We start from the raw sequence: 15,968 nt of genomic DNA, 5'->3' as shown, positions 1-15,968 counted from the left end.
CGAGCCGTCCCGAGGCGGGGATTCGAACATCGCCCGCGATTCGGGGAGCGCGTCACATCAATCCCGGGGGCTGCGGGGACCGCGACCCGCGGCGCCCTCACAACACCTGGTCGGAGATGATGTTCTTCTGGATCTCGGAGGTGCCCTCGTAGATCTTCGTGATGCGCGCGTCGCGGTAGAATCGCTCGGCGGGGTGGTCTGTGACGAAGCCGGCGCCGCCGTGGACCTGGATCCCCTCGTCGGCGACCTCAACGGCGCGCTCGGAGGCGAACAGCTTCGCCATCGACGCGAACTTCGCGGCCAGCTGGTCGTCCCCGCCCTCGTCGACGACCGACGCCGCGCGGTAGACGAGCGAGCGCGCCGCCTCCACGTCGGTGGCCATCTCGGCGATCTTGTGGGAGATGGCCTGGTACTCGTTGATCTTCTGGCCGCCCTGCTCGCGCTCGCCGGCGTACTCGACGGCCGCGTCAAGCGCGCCCTGCGCGGCGCCGACCGCCTGCGCCGCCACCGAGGTGCGGCCACCCGCGAAGAAGGCCATCAGCTGGTAGAACCCCTGATCGACTGCCCCGATCACGTTCTCCTCTGGGACGCGCACGTCGTCGAGCCGGATCTCGGCCAGATCCGACGCGCGGATGCCGAGCTTGTTGTCGATCTTCGTCGGCTCGAACCCCTCGCGGTCGGCCTCGACGAGGAACGCGGTGATCCCCCGGTGGCGCTCGCCGGGGGCGGTCTTCGCCATCACGACCGCCACGTCGGCGATCGTCCCGTTCGTGATCCACATCTTGTCGCCGTTGAGCACCCACTCGCCGGCGTCCTCGTCGCGTTCGGCGCGGGTCTCGATGCCCGCCACGTCGGAGCCGTGGGCCGGCTCGGAGATGCACGAGCAGGTGGCCGCGTCGCCGGCGGCGACCGCCGGCAGCCACTCCTCTTTCATCCACTCGTCGCCGAACTGCTGGATCATCGAGGTGCCGAAGCCGCGCGAGCCGATCGCCGAGCCGATCCCTGGGTCCGCGCGCCACAGCTCCTCGGTGACGACCGCCGAGGTCAGCAGGTCCATGCCCGCGCCGCCGTACTCCTCGGGGATCGTCGGCGCAACGAGGTCGTACTGCGCGGCCTCCTCGACGAGGTCGTGCGGGTACTCGCGCGACTCGTCGTGTTCGCGCGCGACGGGTCGGATCTCGTTCTCGCCGAACTCCCGGACCACGTCGCGGATCGCCTCCTGCTCGCTCGACAGCTGGAACGACATGGCGGGGGGTTCGGTCCCACTGACATATAGCCACCGCCGGTTCCCGCCGCCCTCCGTCGCCCTCGAATCAGTTCGTCAGGAACGCCCGCAGCTCCTCGCGGTACGCCTCGGTCCGGTCGTGGGTGACCCAGTGGTAGGCGTCGTCGAGGCCGATGACGGTCGCGTCGCCGGCGACGGCGTCGGCGAGGCGATCGGCGTTGTCGATCGGCTGGAGCACGTCGTCGGCCCCCCACAGACACAGCGTCTCGGCGGTGATCGCGCCGTAGTCGATGCAGGTCGTGTGGTTCGTGTTCGTCGCGACCGCCGCCCGCGCGAGCGCCGTCCGGCCGCCCTCGCGCTCCCACGGCGCCTTCATCCCCGCGACGAACGCCGGGTCGGCCTCGCCGTGGGCACCCTCCTCGAAGAGGAACGCCATGTTCTCCTCGAACGCGGCGTCGTCCCAGCCCTCGACCACGCCGGGCACGCCGAGGGAGTTAATGTACTCCACCGGCCACGAGTCGAAGCAGGCGGCGTTCGACAGCGCGAGCGTCCTGACCTGCTGGGGACGGGCAGCCGCGTACCGGAGGGCGACGCCGCCCCCGATGTCGTGGGCGACGAGGTCCACCTCGGCGGCGGGCGCCTCCGCGATCAGGTCCGCCAGGACGCTCGTCTGGGCCCTGACCGACCGGTCGAAGTTGTCGCTTCGCTGGGAGTTGCCGTAGCCGACGAGGTCTGGGGCGATCACGTGGCGGTCCTCGGCGACCGCGGGGGCGACCCCGCGCCAGAGGAACGACCACGTGGGGATCCCGTGGAGGAAGAACACCGGCGGGCCGTCGTTGTCGCGCCCGGCCTCGTAGTACGCCACGTCGAGTTCACGCCCGTCGACAGCCACGGTCGTCTCCGATTGGGCGGCCGTCCACGCCTCGTGGTCCGCGTCGAGTCCCACCATGGACGTCCGGTCGCCCGCGGGGGACAAAAATCGGGGCGGCGGTTCGCCCGCGGCGGTCCCGCGCCCGGCGGGGCGGCGCGCCGACCGCGGGGTCACCGCGAGCCGGCTACTCGGTCGGCTCGCCGTACCGGGTGACGTTCGCCAGCTCCGACTCGTCGATGTCCGAGAAGGCGTCGCGGGCGATGACACGCCGGTGGACCTCGTCGGCGCCGTCGATGATGCGGAACTGCCGGACCGCCTCGTAGAAGTCGCCGATCGGGAGGTCCTTCCCGATCCCGTTGGCGCCGCACAGCTGGAGCGCGGCGTCGACGATCTCCTGGACCGTGTTGGCCGCGAAGTTCTTGCTCATCGCCACCTGCACGCGCGCCTCCTCGCCGCGGTCGATCCGGTCGGCCGCGTCGCGCACCATCGTCCGCACGGCGTGCAGCTCCGTCTCCGCGTCGGCGACCTCGTGACGGACGGCCTGCTTGTCGGCGATCGGCCCGCCGAACGCCTCGCGCTCGCTCGTGTACGCCTTCGCCACGTCGAGCGCGCGCTCGGCCATCCCCGCGAAGCGCATGCAGTGGGTCAGACGGGCAGGGCCGAGGCGCTGCTGTGCGTGGGCGAACCCCTCGTTCAGGGTCCCGAGGAGGTTCTCCTCGGGGACGCGAACGCCGTCGTACTCGATCTCGGCGTGGCCGACGCCGGTCACCTCGCCACCCACGTGGGGGATGTCGCGGACGACGTTCACCCCCGACGTATCCGCGGGCACGAGGAACAGCGACGTGCCCTCGTAGGGGTGCGCGTCTTGATCGGTACGGGCCATCACGATGAGCACGTCCGCCTCGCTTCCGCCGGTGGTCCACCACTTGTGACCGTCGATGACCCACTCGTCACCCTCCCGCTCGGCGCTCGTGCAGATCATCTTCGGATCGGAGCCGCCGCCCTGCATGGGCTCGGTCATCGAGAACCCCGAGGAGACCTCGCCGGCGACGAGCGGTCGGAGCCACCGCTCCCGCTGCTCGTCGGTGCCTAACAGCTCCAGCGTGTGCATATTGCCCTCGTCAGGGGCGTCGACGCGGCAGGCCGACGCGCCCAGCAGCGAGCGCCCCGCCTGCTCGAACATGGGAAGCACGTCGCGGAAGGCCATCCCCATGCCGCCGAACTCCTCGCCAATCTGCGGGCAGAACACGTCGTACTCGCGTGCGGTCTCCCGGAGCTCCGCGAGCCGCTCGTCGCTCACGGGGCCGTCCCCGAGCACCTCCCGCTCCACGGGGATCACCTCCTCGTCGACGAACTCGCGCGTCCGCTCGGCGAGCGCGCGCGCGGCCTCGCTGTCGTCGTACTCCATACCGTCGCCACCGACCGCGGCGCCAAAACACTACCCCCGGCGCTTTTGCCGGGGGGTGTGCAACCGACCCGCATGTCCGACGACTCCGAGGCGTACGTCCGGCGGCTCGTCGACCCCGAGCGCCTCCGCTCGTACCTCGCGACCGAGCTGGGGCCCGCCGACGCGTTCGACGTGCGCCGCCACCCGGCGGGCCACTCCAACGAGACGCTGTTCGTCACCTACGGCGACCGGGAGCTCGTGATCCGCCGGCCACCGCCGGGAGAGACCGCCGAGACCGCCCACGACGTGCTCCGCGAGTACCGGGTGATGGACGCGCTCCAGGACACCGCCGTCCCGCTGCCCGAGACGGTGCTCGCGTGCGACGACCGCGACGTGCTCGGCTCGGATTTCTACGTGATGGATCGAACTCCGGGCGACGTGCTCCGTGACGACGAGCCCGAGCGGTTCGCCGCGCCCGCACACCGCCGCCGCGTCGGCGAGAAGCTCGTCGACGGCCTCGCGGCGGTCCACGCGGTCGACCCCGAGGCGGTCGGCCTCGGCGACTTCGGCCGCCCCGCCGGCTTCACCGAGCGCCAGGTGGATCGCTGGGCGAAGCAGTTTCAGTGGGCGTTCGAGGTGACCGCTGAGGACCGCGAGGTGCCCGAGATCGCCGAGGTCACCGAGTGGCTGAAGGCGAACGTCCCCGCCGACCACGACCACGCGCTCGTCCACGGCGACTACAAGCTGGACAACGTCATGTTCGCGCCCGGAACGCCGCCCGAGTTGGTCGCCGTGCTCGACTGGGAGCTGTCGGCGCTGGGCGACCCCCTTACCGACCTCGGCTGGATGCTCTCCTTCTGGCGCGACCCGGGCGATCCTGCGCCCGCGACGCCGGAGCTCACCTCGACGTTCATGGAGCGCGACGGGTACCCGAGCCGACGGGGTCTGGTCGCGCGCTACGAGGAGGCGACCGGGATCGACTACGAGCGCGACCGCTTCTACCGGACGCTCGCGGTGTACAAGCTCGCGGCGCTCGGAGAGATGTTCTACCGGCGGTACCTGGAGGGCAACAGCGACGACCCGCTGTACCCGACGATGGAGACGCGGGTGCCGGCGCTCGCTCAGCGGTGTCTGCGGATCGTCGACGGCAAGGAACCGCTGTAGCGGGGCTGGAGGCGCCCTCGACACCCGAGCGCGGCGCCCGAGTGTCGCGGCAGCCGGGCGCCGCGGTACCGAACGCCGGTCGCTCTCGCCGCGGCACCGAACCCCCCTCATTCCCGCGGCGTATGACCGCGTGCCGATCGGTCGCCACGCGAACTAAGTTCTCCGCGGCCCTACGACGGCGCATGACACTTCGATCGACGCTCTCCTCGACGCTCAAATACGCCGCGCTCGGCGCCGGCTTCACCGTCGCCGCGACGCGCGCGCTTCGCGCGAAAGCGGGCGAACTCGAACCGCCGCTCGACGGCCGGAAACGCACCTCCCGCTGGCGCGGGATGGACATCGCCTACACGGAAGCCGGCGACGAGGACGACGAGACGGTCGTCCTGCTCCACGGGATCAACGCCGCGGGCTCGGCGGGCGAGTGGCGCGAGGTGTTCGCGGACCTCGCCGATGAGTACCACGTCGTCGCCCCCGATCTCCCCGGATTCGGCCGGTCAGACCGCCCGCCGCTGCGCTACTCGGCGGCGCTATACGAGGACTTCGTCCGCGACTTCCTCACGGGGTACGACGGACAGCGCGTCGTCGCGTCGTCGCTGACGGCGGCGTACGTCGTCGGCGTCGCCGACGGCCTCGACCTGGCGGACCTCACGCTCGTGTGTCCGACCGCGGTCGCCGGTCCCGACCCGCCCAAGCCGGCGGTCCGCGAACTGATCCGGGCGCCGATCGTCGGCGACGCGGTGTTCGGCCTCCTCGCGTCCAAGCCCTCGATCGCGTACTTCAACGCCGACCACGGCTACTGGGACCCCGAGAAGGCGGGCGACGACTGGCCCGACTACGAGTGGCGCACGACCCACCAAGAGAACGCCCGCTTCGCCCCCGCGTCGTTCGTCTCCGGGTTCCTCAACAGCGACGTGGACCTCGCGAACGCGCTCGCGGCCCTCGACGTGCCGACGACGATCGTGTGGGGTCGCGAGGCCGACCTCCCGCCGCTGGCCGAGGGACGCGACCTCGCGGACGCCGCCGGCTGCGAGTTGGTCGTGTTCGACGACGCGATGCTGCTTCCCCACGTCGAGTTCGGCGACCAGTTCGTCGGCGTCGTCGCCGGCGAACGACCCGACGCGACCGTGACCGTGGAGCAGGAGGACGGCGGGTAGTTCGGCGACGGAAACGGGATCGGCCGACCGCTCGCGACCGCCTCAGACCGGCCGGAACACGACCACCAGGTTCTCACTCGCGCCGTTCTCCTCGGCGTCCGGCCGGACGGCGGTGCCGATCTCGACCTCGTCGGCCGACAGATCGCGGACGATCCCGGTGACCCGAACCGGGCCGAAGTCGACGACGGCGGTGACGTACGGCGGCTCCTCGCCGAACCCGGAGGGCGCGACGTGAATCTCCGAGAACGTCGCGACCTCGCCGGTCTCCGGCAGCGACTCCTCCGAGAGGTCGACGCTGCCGCACTCGGGGCAGACGCGCCGCGGCGGGAGGCTCCCGTGGCCGTTCGCGCACTCGATGAAGTAGCCGCCCTCGGCGAGCGCGTCGACCCACTCGTCGTACCCGGTGTTTGCGGGTGCCTCGGGGTCGGCGTCGCTCATTCGGCCACCTCCAGCACGTGGACGACGGCGCTGGCGACCGTTCCGCCCGCGTTGTGGGTGAGCCCGACGGTCGCGTCGGGCACGGCGTCGCTGTTGGGGTGATCGCCGCGCAGCAGGCGCGTCATTTCGGCGATCTGCGACCCGCCGGTCGCGCCGACTGGGTGACCCTTCGCCTTCAGGCCGCCCGAGAGGTTCACCGGGAGGTCGCCGTCGCGGGTCGTGTCGCCGCGGCGGGCGGCGCCGACCGCCTCGCCGGGGTCGAAGAAGTCCAACGCCTCCAGCGCCAGCACCTCGGCGATGGTGAAGCAGTCGTGGACCTCCGCCACGTCCACGTCGTCACTGTCGACACCCGCGTCGGCGTACGCCTCGGCGGCCGCGTCGGCCGCGGCGGGCGTGCAGGCCATGTCCGCACGGTCCTGCAGGGCCGCGCGGTCGCCGCCCTGCCCGGTCCCCGTGACGGCGACGGGTGCGGCGATGTCGTGCGCCTCGGCGTACTCCTCGGAGACGAGCACGAGCGCGCTCGCGCCGTCGGTGATGGGGCAGGCGTCGAACAAGTGCAGCGGCGAGGCGACCGCCGGCGAGTCGAGCGCCTCCTCGACGGTGATCTCGCGCTGGTACTGGGCGTACTCGTTGGGGACGGCGTTCGCGTGGTTCTTCGCCGCGACGTGCGCCAGGTCCTCGCGGTCGCCGCCGTACTCGTCGAAGTACGCCCGCGCCATCAGCGCGTACGCGCCGGGGAAGGTGACGCCCGCGCGCACCTCGAACAGCTCGTCGGCGGCGACCGCCAGCGACTCGGTCACCTCCGCCGTCGAGAGGTTGGTCATGCGCTCCATCCCGCCTGCGAGCAGCACGTCGTTCTCGCCCGAGCGGACCGCGCGGACGGCCTCGCGGACCGCCACGCCGGCGGAGGCGCACGCCTCCTCGTAGCGCGTGCCCGCACACCGCAGGCCGGCCGCCTCGGCCATCAGCGGCGCCTGGTGGCCCTGTCGCTCCGCGAGCGCGCCCATGAAGTTGCCGTAGTTGAGGTGCTCCACGTCGTCGCCGGCGACGCCGGCGTCGTCGAGTGCCGCGAGCGCCGCCTCCGCGAACAGGTCGCGACCCGTCCGGCCCTCGTGCGCCCCGAAGGGGGTGAGACCGACGCCCGCGACTCGGACTCCTGTCATATACGACGGTCGACGCCCGGCGGGCAAAGGCTTGCCGGAGTTTCGCGTCGTCGGCGCCGCTGTCGTGCGGATTTACTCGATTCCGTGTTCAGATGCCGCCCGCGCTGCTAGACCGCCGGCGCAGTCGCTGACGGACGGCGGGCCTCGGAGAAGTTCGCGGTCGGTCGCCGTCTGGACTACCGGACGAGCAGGTCCTCGCCCTTCTCCACGACGACGCGGAACGGCGGGGACATCTTGTTGTACGCGCGGCGGAACGCCTCCTTCACGGCGTCGGCCTGGTCAACGTCGACGTACGCGGTGAAGACGGTCTCGCCGGCGTTCATGCGAGCGGCGGTGCCCACCGGCTTGCCGAACGCCTGGCGCATCCCGTCGGAGACGCGGTCTGCACCCGCGCCGGTTGCCTGCTTGTTCTCGCGCAGGATCTGGTGCGGGAACTTCCGCAGGACCATCTTGTAGTTACCCTCGCCCAGTTCGCGGATGAGGTGCCGGTTGGCCGACAGGCGCGCCGATTCGAGCGAGCCGTGGCGGATCTGGACATCCTCCTCGGTGACCAGCGAGATGTGGACGGGGTAGTCTTCGGGGTCCTTCGTGAGGTCGCCCATGTTGTGCTGTGCGATCTTCGAGCCCGGAATCCCGGTGACGTAATCCCGCCGCGTGTACGACGGCTTGTCGATCTTCCGGTACATGGAGGCCGGTTTGTCGGACATGGTTACTTGTCCGAGTCGACGGCGGTGGCGTGGTTAAAGCCTACGTTTCGCCCGTCCGAGGCGCGCCTCGACCGCGCCGGCGGGGGAGCCCTGCCGAGGCCCTCGCGCCGGCGGTTACGGGTCGCCGCCGGCGCCGGCATCGCCCTCGCCGCCGTCGGGCGGCTCTGCGGCGACGTGTTCGAGCCCCTCGTCGGCCAGCAGGGCGCGAGCGCGGTCGGTCACCGACGGCGCGAGCAGCACCCCCCGGACCTCGGTGCCGTCGGGCTCCTCGCGTTCGATGGCGCTGACGTAGCGCGCGAGCTGCCCAGCCGCGTCGGGACCGACGCGACGGCGCTTCAGCTCCACGACGACCGGGCGGCCCTCGGCGTCGCGACCGAACACGTCGATGGGGCCGGCGTCGGACTCGCGCTCGGTCGCCAGCGGCTCGAAGCCGGGCTCGACGACGCTCGGGTCGTCGAGCACGCGCCCCTTGAGATCCGCCTCGCTGCCAACGACCTCGACCGACCGGCCGCCGGTGACGCCGTAGGCGGCGAGCTGGTCGACGACCGAAAAGCGGACGTCGAGCGTCTCCGCGGGCTCGGTTCGGACGCTGCGCACGCGCAGGCGACCGTCGCGCACCGCCGCGCGGTGCTCGCTCCCCGGCGGCTGCCAGTTCACCGGCGTGCGCCCCTCGTCGGTGTGGACGAGCGCCGACCCGTCCGGTTTGAGCACGAGCAGGCGTGCCCCGGGACCGAGCGAGGACGCCGCGCGACCGTCGTACTCGACGGTGCAGGTGCCGAACAGCGTGATCAGGTCGCCGCGCTCGAACGCCGCCTCCAGCTCCCACAGCGCCTCGCGGTGGGATGGGTCGTGCAGCGTCGTCGCCGTCACCGCGACCACCGTCGGAGCGACCGGCGCCGAACCGTGTTCACGGCCGGGATTCGATCTGAGCGATAATAAACGACGCGAGGAAGCGAAGGCGACCGATCTCGGGCGACGGCGGTACGACGCGGCGCCGGGATGAACCCGGCGCCGTCGCTGGCGGCCGACCGCCCCCCGTCCGCGTCGGACGGACCCACCGGTGAGCGGTCGCTCGCTGTGGGGTGAAAAACGGTGAAAACTGCGGCACGGTCTTGCGACCGGTTCGTCGGAGCCTTACAGGCGCTGCAGGTTCTTCGCGCGGGGGCCCTTCTCGGCCTCCTCGATATCGAACTCAACCTCCTGCCCTTCCTCGAGGTCCGGACCGCCAACGTCCTCCATGTGGAAGAAAACGTCCTCGTCCGCGTCCTCAGTCTCGATGAATCCGTAGCCGCCGGTGTCGTTGAAGAAGTCGACCTTCCCAGTTGCCATACACGATATGAACGGAGGACCACTGATAACCCTTCCGAGTCGTCGGCGTGCGTGTGAACTGTCCACTCGCGGCGGTAGAATCGCACCGCTGCGGCCAGTGAACAGAAGAATATCGATCAGAACGCCGGTTCTGCGCCGCGCTCGGCCGACGACGACCTCCTCGTCGAGGACGACGCGCCCGGCGGCGTCCATGTCGGCGAACGCCTCGGCGTCAGCGGTCACCTCTCGGCCCAGTTCGGAGTCGAACGCCGCGGCTATGGCCTCGCCGTCGGGGAAGTGCAACTCCGCGAGCGCGTCGTACGACGCCGAGTCGGAGTCGGCGGGGAACGAGACGGTGTACCGCTCTAGTCCGGAAAGCTCGGCCGCGAGCGGCGCGTGCTCCTCCCGGTAGTACTCCCGGAACGCCTCGGCGGACGTGCCTTCTCGACGCTGCAGGGTGATCGCGATCTTCGTCAATAAATACCCCGACAGCCCGATCGATCACCGGGCCGTACCGGTCGGTTCGCGCCGACGCCACACCGGTCACGAGTCAGTCGTCGTCGCCCGCGCAAGCGTACGACCACGCCCACGCGATCAACGCCCCCTGCAGCGGGAGCCTGACCCACGCGGCCGCCGTCGCGGCGGGGCGCGCGCGCTCGGGCACCGCATCCAGCCCCGCACCGCGCGTTGCCATGGTGACGTTCGCGGGGAAGACGGCTAGCAACAGCAGTATCAGTCCCTTCGCGGCGGAGCGCCGGGTCCGCGGGAACAGCACGCCGACGCCGAGGAGGACCTCGGCGAGCCCGGAGAGATACACGAGCGCGCGCGGAGCCGGAAGCTCCTCTGGCACGATCCGCGCGAGCGGGCCCGGCGCGACGAAGTGCGCCACGCCCGCGGCGACGTAGAGCAGTCCCATCACGTACACCAGCGGGCCGTCGGACGTAGACCGCAGTCGAAAGGTATCCGAGTGCATCGATGGAGTGTCGGTCCGGGCCGACAAGACCGTTGCCCCGGGCGGCGAGAACGCCAGGCTCGCGAATCCAATCCGAGTAAAAAGCTGTACCGCCTCCCCGATTTGCACTCCTGAAGACGACCTCACTTCGCTTGACTGCAACCTCCCGTGTGCAAAGTGACTTCCGTGTGCAAATCGGCTCGGGGACGCAGTACCATCGGCCGACGGTTCATTCGCTACGCTCGTTCGCGGTGTCGCCCGGAAAAGTATGCCGCCTCCCCGATTTGAACGGGGGACAGCTCGATCTTCAGTCGAGTGCTCTCCCAGTCTGAGCTAAGGCGGCGCACCTCAAGGAACCCCGGCGGTATGAAAAAACGTTTCGAATCGCCCCGCGGGCGGGCGGTCACAGCACGTCGCGTCGCTGTTTGAACGTGATCGTCACGTCGTCCGACTCGACGGTCGTGAGGATCGTCACCCAGCCGTCCGCCTGCTTGACCTGGTACCCCTCGGAGTAGGAGAGTTGCACCCGGCTCGTCGCCGTAATGGACTCGCCCGCTTCGAGGGTGCCGACATCGCGCTTGCCCTCCCACACCTTGTCGCTCGAATCGGTGGAGTTGCCGGCGAAGATCCGCGTGTACATGGTGACGCCCGTCGCCGTCTCGTTGCGGTTGTTGTCGAGTCGGACGGTCACGTCGCGGCACGTCTGTCCGCACTCCTCGATCGACGTGACGGCGAAGGTGTACGGCGGGAGCGAGTTCGCGTCGCTCGATCCGCCCGACGCGGTGTTCGTCGCGCCGCCGCTGTCCCCCGACGATCCGCCCGCGTCGCCGTACACCGTCCCGGTCGACTCGGGCGTCTCGGTCACCGTGTCCGAGGCTCCGCCGCCGATGTCCCCCAAGGGGCCGACGCCGGCGATGAACGCCGCGGCGCCGCCGACGGCGACGACCGCGACGACCGCCAGCACCGCGAGTATCCGTCGCAGGCTCATCTCGGTTCCCCTCGTAAGATACGCTCGTACATCAGGTGGACGATGGGGGACGCCGATCATAAGCGGAGGTGGCCGTTCAGGCGGCTCCAGCCGGATTAACCGTCACGGGGCGCCCCGAACGTCGGCGCTGTCGGCGGGTCTTCGGAGATTCGTCACTCGCGAGAAAGAACAGGCGCAAAGAAGATGAGTTAATTGGCTTCAGAATCGCAGTGTAGGTAGCACTTCCCACAATGACCGATAAGTACGACCTCGTTATCGTCGGTGGCGGTATCAGTGGGGCGTCGCTGTTGTACACGACGGCGAAGTTCACTGACATCGAGTCGATCGCGCTGATCGAAAAAGAGCCCGCCGTCGCCGCGATCAACTCACACCACACGAACAACTCCCAGACCCTCCACTTCGGGGACATCGAGACCAACTACACCCTCGAGAAGGCCGAGGAGGTGAAAGAAGGCGCGGAGCTGCTCGCCGGCTACCTCGAGAACGAGGACCCCGACCGAGAGATGCACGCCAAGCGCAGCAAGATGGTGCTCGGCGTCGGCGACGAGGAGGTCGAAAAGCTGGAGCAGCGCTACCACGAGAACGGGTTCGGAGATCTCTTCGCGAAGCTCCGGCCGATCGGGCGCGACGAGATCGGCGAGATCGAGCCGAAGGTCGTCGAGGGACGCGACCCGGACACCGAGATGCTCGCGCTACAGACACCCGACGGCTACGTCGTCGACTACGGCGAGACGACGAAGTCGTTCGTCGAGCAGGCCCGCGAGGAGGCGACTGTCGACATCAAGACCGGGACCGCAGTCACGTCCGTCGAACCGACGCCCGACGGCTACACGTTCGAGACGTCCGGCGGACAGGTCGAGTCGCGGGCGGCCGTCGTCGCCGCGGGCTCACACAGCCTCCAGATGGCGAAGGAGCTCGGGTACGGCAAAAACAAGGTCCTGTTACCCGTCGCAGGCAGCTTCTTCCTCGCCGACGACCTCCTGAACGGCAAGGTGTACACGCTGCAAATGAAGAAGCTCCCCTTCGCGGCCGTCCACGGCGACGCGGACGTGCACGATCAAAGTGTGACGCGGTTCGGCCCGACCGCGAAGCTCGTTCCCGCCCTGGAACGCGGGCGCCTCTCAACGGTGTCCGACTTCTTCGACGTGTTCGGACTCAACGCGGCGTCGTTCCTCAGCTACGCCAACATCCTCGCGGACCCGATCCTCCTGCCGTACGTGGTCCGGAACCTCGTGTACGACCTCCCGGCGGTGGGGCCGAAGCAGTTCCTCCCGCACGTCCAGAAGGTCATCCCGAGCGTCGAACTCGACGACATCGAGCGCGCCAAGGGGTACGGCGGCGTCCGTCCACAGATCGTCGACACCGAGCAGCGCTCGCTCGACATGGGGGAAGCGAAGATCGTCGGCAAAGACATCATCTTCAACATCACGCCGTCGCCCGGGGCCTCGACGTGCCTCAAGAACGCGATGCGTGATACTCACACGCTGATGGACTTCTTCGACGGCGAGTACACCTTCGACGAAGCGGCGTTCCGCGAGGAGACGGTCGGGAACTTCCCGTACGCGGAGGAGGCCGTCCCCGCGAAGTAACTTCGCGTCGTGCCCCTCGTCGGCGACGTTCTAGACTGAAGAAGTGGGCTCGGGCGGAGTTGAACCGGAGCAAGACATGCTCACTCACTTCGCTCGTTGCGCGCGACTTGCAGGGCTCAACTCCCGACAGGCCAGACGCCGCCGACGCTCGTCGCTTCGCTCCTCGCCGTGTCGGCGGCAGAACTGGGCTCGGGCGGAGTTGAACCACCGATCTCTTCCTTGTAAGGGAAGCGTCATAACCACTAGACCACGAGCCCGTACCGGACAGACCGCCTGCGCTCGAATAACGCTTACCTTTTGCCCGATACCCTTTCCCGCTCCCCGCCCGACGGTGTCACAATGGCCGCCCGCCGCGTCGCCCCCGCGCTCCTCGCGCTGCTGGTCGTGCTCGCCGGCTGCATCGGAACCGTCGCGAACGTCGCGAACGACGGCGAGTACGAGCACACGACCGTCACCGTCGTCGACGGGAGCGGCACCGAACTCGGCAGCGTGGACGCGCGCGTCGCCGACACCTTCGACAAGCGCTACACCGGACTCTCCGACACCGAATCGCTCGGACCGGACGAGGGCATGCTGTTCGTCCACGACACCGAGGGCAGCCACGCGTACGTGATGCGCGACATGGCGTTCCCGATCGACATCGTGTTCGTCGCCGCTAACGGCACGATCGCCCGGATCCACCACGCCGAACTCCCGGCCGAGGGAACGAGCGGGTCCGACCTCACCCGCTACCGCGGAACCGGGAAGTACGTGCTCGAAGTGCCGTACGGCTGGACGAGCGATCACGACGTATGCGAGGGCGACACCGTGGAAATCGCCGGCGACTACTGAGCGTCGCCGCGGCGGAGAGTACCGGGGGTGACCGCACCGACATCGAGGCGTGTTTCGATTCGAAGCGAACTGTTTAGGATGCTGGTGTCGCTGAGAGTATGTAATGAGCCATCCCTCCGACGAGGACGATCCCTTCGAGGATATCCGTGAGAAAACGGATAACCCGATGAAGCGGTTGTTCTCGGAGTACGGTACCGCCAACGCCCGCTTCTTCGGGCTCGGATTCTTCGGTAGCGTCGCCGCGCGGTTGCTCGACCTGTTGCCTCCCCTGCTGCTCGGTCTCGCCATCGACGCGATCTTCCGTAACGACCGACCGTTCACCCTCCCGCTGGTCCCGCAGGGGCTGCTCCCGACGGAGCCGAACGGCCAACTCGTGTTCACCCTCGGCGTGATAGCGTTCGCGTTCTTCGGCGGATCGGTGTTCCACTGGATCCGCAACTACGGCTGGAACTCCTTCGCACAGAACATCCAGCACGCCATCCGGACGGACACCTACGACAAGATGCAGCGGCTGAACATGGACTTCTTCGCCGAGAAGCAGACCGGCGAGATGATGTCGGTCCTCTCGAACGACGTGAACCGACTGGAGCGGTTCCTCAATGACGGGATGAACTCCGCGTTCCGTCTGTCGGTGATGGTACTCGGGATCGCGGGGATCATGTTCTGGTTGAATCCCCGGCTCGCGGTCGTCTCGCTGCTTCCGGTGCCCATCATCGCCGCCGTGACCTGGAAGTTCATCGACGTGATCCAGCCGAAGTACGCCGAGGTCCGATCGACGGTCGGCCACCTCAACTCCCGGCTGGAGAACAACCTCGGCGGTATCAAGGTGATCAAGACGTTCAACACCGAGGGATTTGAGTCCGACCGCGTCGACGACGTCTCCGGGGAGTACTACGACGCCAACTGGGACGCGATCACCACCCGGATCAAGTTCTTCCCCGCCCTGCGGGTCATCGCCGGCATCGGCTTCGTCATCACCTTCGGCGTGGGCGGCTTTTGGGTGCTCGGGGTCGCACCGACGTGGATCACCGGTAGTGAGAGCCTCACGGTCGGGACGTTCACGACGTTTATTCTCTACACCCAGCGGTTCATCTGGCCGATGGCGCAGTTCGGCTCCATTATCAACATGTACCAGCGCGCTCGCGCGTCCAGCGCCCGCCTGTTCGGCCTGATGGACACGCCCTCGCGGATCGTCGAGGACCCCGCCGCGGAGGACCTCGTGGTCGAGGACGGTGAGGTCGTCTACGACGACGTGACGTTCAGCTATGACGACGAGGAGATCATCGTCGACGACATCTCCTTCGACGTCGACGGCGGCGAGACGCTCGCGCTTGTCGGGCCGACCGGCGCCGGGAAGTCAACCGTGCTGAAACTGCTGTTGCGGATGTACGATGTCGACGAGGGGAGCATCACGATCGACGGACAGGACATCCGCGACGTGACGATCCCGAGCCTGCGCCAGTCGCTCGGCTACGTGAGTCAGGACACGTTCATGTTCTACGGGACCGTCCGCGACAACATCGCTTACGGCACCTTCGACGCCGACGAGGACGCGATCCGCGAGGCGGCGAAGGCCGCCGAGGCCCACGAGTTCATCACGAACCTCCCGGAAGGCTACGACACCGAGATCGGCGAGCGCGGCGTGAAGCTCTCGGGCGGCCAGCGGCAGCGCCTCTCGATCGCCCGCGCGATCCTGAAGGACCCCGAGGTCCTCGTCCTCGACGAGGCGACCTCCGACGTCGACACGGAGACCGAGATGCTCATCCAGCGCTCTATCGACAAGTTGACCGAGGATCGCACCACCTTCGCCATCGCTCACCGGCTCTCGACGATCAAGGACGCCGACCAGATCGTCGTGCTGGAGGACGGCCGGATCGCCGAGCGCGGCTCCCACGAGGAACTGCTCGGCGAGGACGGTCTCTACGCCCACCTGTGGGGCGTGCAGGCCGGAGAGATCGACGAACTCCCGCAGGAGTTCATCGACCGCGCGGCCAAGCGCGCCTCCCGGACTGAGGCGGAAGCGAGCGACGACTGAGGCGGAAGCGAGCGACGACTGAGGCGGAAGCGAGCGACGACTGAGGCGGAAGCGAGCGACGTGTGGGTTCGCCCGTGCCTTCTTCACCGATACCGGACCAGCCACCACAATGCGCTAACTGCGACGGCGCGCCGGGACGCGGTTGCGTGGCCCGAC

15 protein-coding genes, 2 tRNA genes and 1 pseudogene are annotated in these 15,968 nt (G+C 69.0%); 5 read left to right on the top strand and 13 right to left on the bottom strand.

Annotated features, from left to right (window positions below):
• Window positions 1-97: 97 nt before the first annotated feature.
• From BUE16_RS02530 to BUE16_RS02520, 3 genes are all read right to left on the bottom strand, one after another.
• Window positions 98-1,246 (bottom strand): acyl-CoA dehydrogenase family protein, encoded by a 1,149-nt coding sequence (locus BUE16_RS02530; protein ID WP_073306819.1) that lies wholly within the window; start codon window positions 1,244-1,246, stop codon window positions 98-100.
• A 67-nt stretch (window positions 1,247-1,313) separates the two neighbouring features.
• Window positions 1,314-2,174: an alpha/beta fold hydrolase gene (locus tag BUE16_RS02525; RefSeq protein ID WP_073306818.1), complete on the bottom strand. Its 861-nt coding sequence runs from the start codon at window positions 2,172-2,174 to the stop codon at window positions 1,314-1,316.
• Window positions 2,175-2,280: 106 nt separating this feature from the next.
• Complete coding sequence (locus tag BUE16_RS02520) at window positions 2,281-3,504, bottom strand: acyl-CoA dehydrogenase family protein (protein WP_073306817.1); 1,224 nt, start codon at window positions 3,502-3,504, stop codon at window positions 2,281-2,283.
• A 72-nt stretch (window positions 3,505-3,576) separates the two neighbouring features.
• On the opposite strand from BUE16_RS02520, the gene BUE16_RS02515 reads away from it, so the two are divergent.
• Together BUE16_RS02515 and BUE16_RS02510 are read left to right on the top strand one after the other, a co-directional pair.
• A complete protein-coding gene (locus tag BUE16_RS02515; RefSeq protein WP_073306816.1) occupies window positions 3,577-4,647 on the top strand; it encodes a phosphotransferase family protein in 1,071 nt (356 codons plus the stop codon).
• 182 nt (window positions 4,648-4,829) lie between these two features.
• Complete coding sequence (locus BUE16_RS02510; RefSeq protein ID WP_073306815.1) at window positions 4,830-5,801, top strand: alpha/beta fold hydrolase; 972 nt, start codon at window positions 4,830-4,832, stop codon at window positions 5,799-5,801.
• A gap of 42 nt (window positions 5,802-5,843) precedes the next feature.
• On the opposite strand, the gene BUE16_RS02505 is transcribed toward BUE16_RS02510, so the two are convergent.
• The 9 genes and pseudogenes from BUE16_RS02505 to BUE16_RS02465 all read right to left on the bottom strand — a co-directional run bounded on the left by BUE16_RS02505 (window position 5,844) and on the right by BUE16_RS02465 (window position 11,357).
• Window positions 5,844-6,239, bottom strand: a complete 396-nt coding sequence (locus tag BUE16_RS02505; RefSeq protein WP_073306814.1) for a Zn-ribbon domain-containing OB-fold protein — start codon at window positions 6,237-6,239, stop codon at window positions 5,844-5,846.
• Window positions 6,236-7,402 (bottom strand): thiolase domain-containing protein, encoded by a 1,167-nt coding sequence (locus tag BUE16_RS02500; RefSeq protein WP_073306813.1) that lies wholly within the window; start codon window positions 7,400-7,402, stop codon window positions 6,236-6,238. The genes BUE16_RS02505 and BUE16_RS02500 overlap by 4 nt, the downstream gene beginning before the upstream one ends.
• A gap of 176 nt (window positions 7,403-7,578) precedes the next feature.
• Window positions 7,579-8,109, bottom strand: coding sequence for a 50S ribosomal protein L16 (locus BUE16_RS02495; protein ID WP_073306812.1), 531 nt, complete (start codon window positions 8,107-8,109; stop codon window positions 7,579-7,581).
• Window positions 8,110-8,223: 114 nt separating this feature from the next.
• Window positions 8,224-8,979 carry an endonuclease NucS gene (gene nucS / locus BUE16_RS02490; protein ID WP_073307058.1) on the bottom strand — a complete coding sequence of 252 codons (756 nt, stop codon included), beginning with the start codon at window positions 8,977-8,979 and terminating at the stop codon, window positions 8,224-8,226.
• Between the two features lie 264 nt (window positions 8,980-9,243).
• Entirely contained in the window at window positions 9,244-9,438 is a 195-nt protein-coding gene (locus tag BUE16_RS17095) for a cold-shock protein (RefSeq protein WP_073307057.1), read from the bottom strand.
• Between the two features lie 192 nt (window positions 9,439-9,630).
• A pseudogene (locus BUE16_RS17090) lies at window positions 9,631-9,894 on the bottom strand (EthD family reductase); the annotation flags it as partial.
• Window positions 9,895-9,967: 73 nt separating this feature from the next.
• On the bottom strand, window positions 9,968-10,390 hold the full coding sequence (locus BUE16_RS02475; RefSeq protein ID WP_073306811.1) for a DoxX family protein: 423 nt from the start codon (window positions 10,388-10,390) through the stop codon (window positions 9,968-9,970).
• Between the two features lie 248 nt (window positions 10,391-10,638).
• A tRNA-Phe gene (locus BUE16_RS02470) sits at window positions 10,639-10,712 on the bottom strand.
• 60 nt (window positions 10,713-10,772) lie between these two features.
• Entirely contained in the window at window positions 10,773-11,357 is a 585-nt protein-coding gene (locus tag BUE16_RS02465; protein ID WP_073306810.1) for a hypothetical protein, read from the bottom strand.
• 230 nt (window positions 11,358-11,587) lie between these two features.
• Here BUE16_RS02465 and BUE16_RS02460 point away from each other — a divergent pair, with 230 nt between their 5' ends.
• Window positions 11,588-12,946, top strand: coding sequence for an FAD-dependent oxidoreductase (locus BUE16_RS02460; protein ID WP_073306809.1), 1,359 nt, complete (start codon window positions 11,588-11,590; stop codon window positions 12,944-12,946).
• A 184-nt stretch (window positions 12,947-13,130) separates the two neighbouring features.
• On the opposite strand, the gene BUE16_RS02455 is transcribed toward BUE16_RS02460, so the two are convergent.
• A tRNA-Val gene (locus BUE16_RS02455) sits at window positions 13,131-13,203 on the bottom strand.
• 82 nt (window positions 13,204-13,285) lie between these two features.
• Between BUE16_RS02455 and BUE16_RS02450 the strand changes: the two genes are divergently transcribed.
• Window positions 13,286-13,777: a DUF192 domain-containing protein gene (locus BUE16_RS02450; RefSeq protein WP_073306808.1), complete on the top strand. Its 492-nt coding sequence runs from the start codon at window positions 13,286-13,288 to the stop codon at window positions 13,775-13,777.
• A gap of 103 nt (window positions 13,778-13,880) precedes the next feature.
• Window positions 13,881-15,812 (top strand): ABC transporter ATP-binding protein, encoded by a 1,932-nt coding sequence (locus BUE16_RS02445; protein WP_073306807.1) that lies wholly within the window; start codon window positions 13,881-13,883, stop codon window positions 15,810-15,812.
• Window positions 15,813-15,968 lie beyond the last annotated feature (156 nt).

Source organism: Halobaculum gomorrense (assembly GCF_900129775.1).
Taxonomy (GTDB): Archaea; Halobacteriota; Halobacteria; order Halobacteriales; family Haloferacaceae; genus Halobaculum; species Halobaculum gomorrense.
This window is presented reverse-complemented; position numbering and strand designations above follow the sequence as displayed.

Excerpts from the sequence above, each read along its gene's own strand:
- BUE16_RS02445 (WP_073306807.1), top strand. The coding sequence starts at position 13,881 with ATGAGCCATCCCTCCGACGAGGACGATCCCTTCGAGGATATCCGTGAG.
- BUE16_RS02510 (WP_073306815.1), top strand. The coding sequence starts at position 4,830 with ATGACACTTCGATCGACGCTCTCCTCGACGCTCAAATACGCCGCGCTC.
- BUE16_RS17095 (WP_073307057.1), bottom strand. The coding sequence starts at position 9,438 with ATGGCAACTGGGAAGGTCGACTTCTTCAACGACACCGGCGGCTACGGA.
- BUE16_RS02515 (WP_073306816.1), top strand. The coding sequence starts at position 3,577 with ATGTCCGACGACTCCGAGGCGTACGTCCGGCGGCTCGTCGACCCCGAG.
- BUE16_RS02500 (WP_073306813.1), bottom strand. The coding sequence starts at position 7,402 with ATGACAGGAGTCCGAGTCGCGGGCGTCGGTCTCACCCCCTTCGGGGCG.
- BUE16_RS02475 (WP_073306811.1), bottom strand. The coding sequence starts at position 10,390 with ATGCACTCGGATACCTTTCGACTGCGGTCTACGTCCGACGGCCCGCTG.
- BUE16_RS02520 (WP_073306817.1), bottom strand. The coding sequence starts at position 3,504 with ATGGAGTACGACGACAGCGAGGCCGCGCGCGCGCTCGCCGAGCGGACG.
- BUE16_RS02495 (WP_073306812.1), bottom strand. The coding sequence starts at position 8,109 with ATGTCCGACAAACCGGCCTCCATGTACCGGAAGATCGACAAGCCGTCG.
- BUE16_RS02460 (WP_073306809.1), top strand. The coding sequence starts at position 11,588 with ATGACCGATAAGTACGACCTCGTTATCGTCGGTGGCGGTATCAGTGGG.
- BUE16_RS02505 (WP_073306814.1), bottom strand. The coding sequence starts at position 6,239 with ATGAGCGACGCCGACCCCGAGGCACCCGCAAACACCGGGTACGACGAG.
- BUE16_RS02450 (WP_073306808.1), top strand. The coding sequence starts at position 13,286 with ATGGCCGCCCGCCGCGTCGCCCCCGCGCTCCTCGCGCTGCTGGTCGTG.
- BUE16_RS02525 (WP_073306818.1), bottom strand. The coding sequence starts at position 2,174 with ATGGTGGGACTCGACGCGGACCACGAGGCGTGGACGGCCGCCCAATCG.
- BUE16_RS02530 (WP_073306819.1), bottom strand. The coding sequence starts at position 1,246 with ATGTCGTTCCAGCTGTCGAGCGAGCAGGAGGCGATCCGCGACGTGGTC.
- BUE16_RS02465 (WP_073306810.1), bottom strand. The coding sequence starts at position 11,357 with ATGAGCCTGCGACGGATACTCGCGGTGCTGGCGGTCGTCGCGGTCGTC.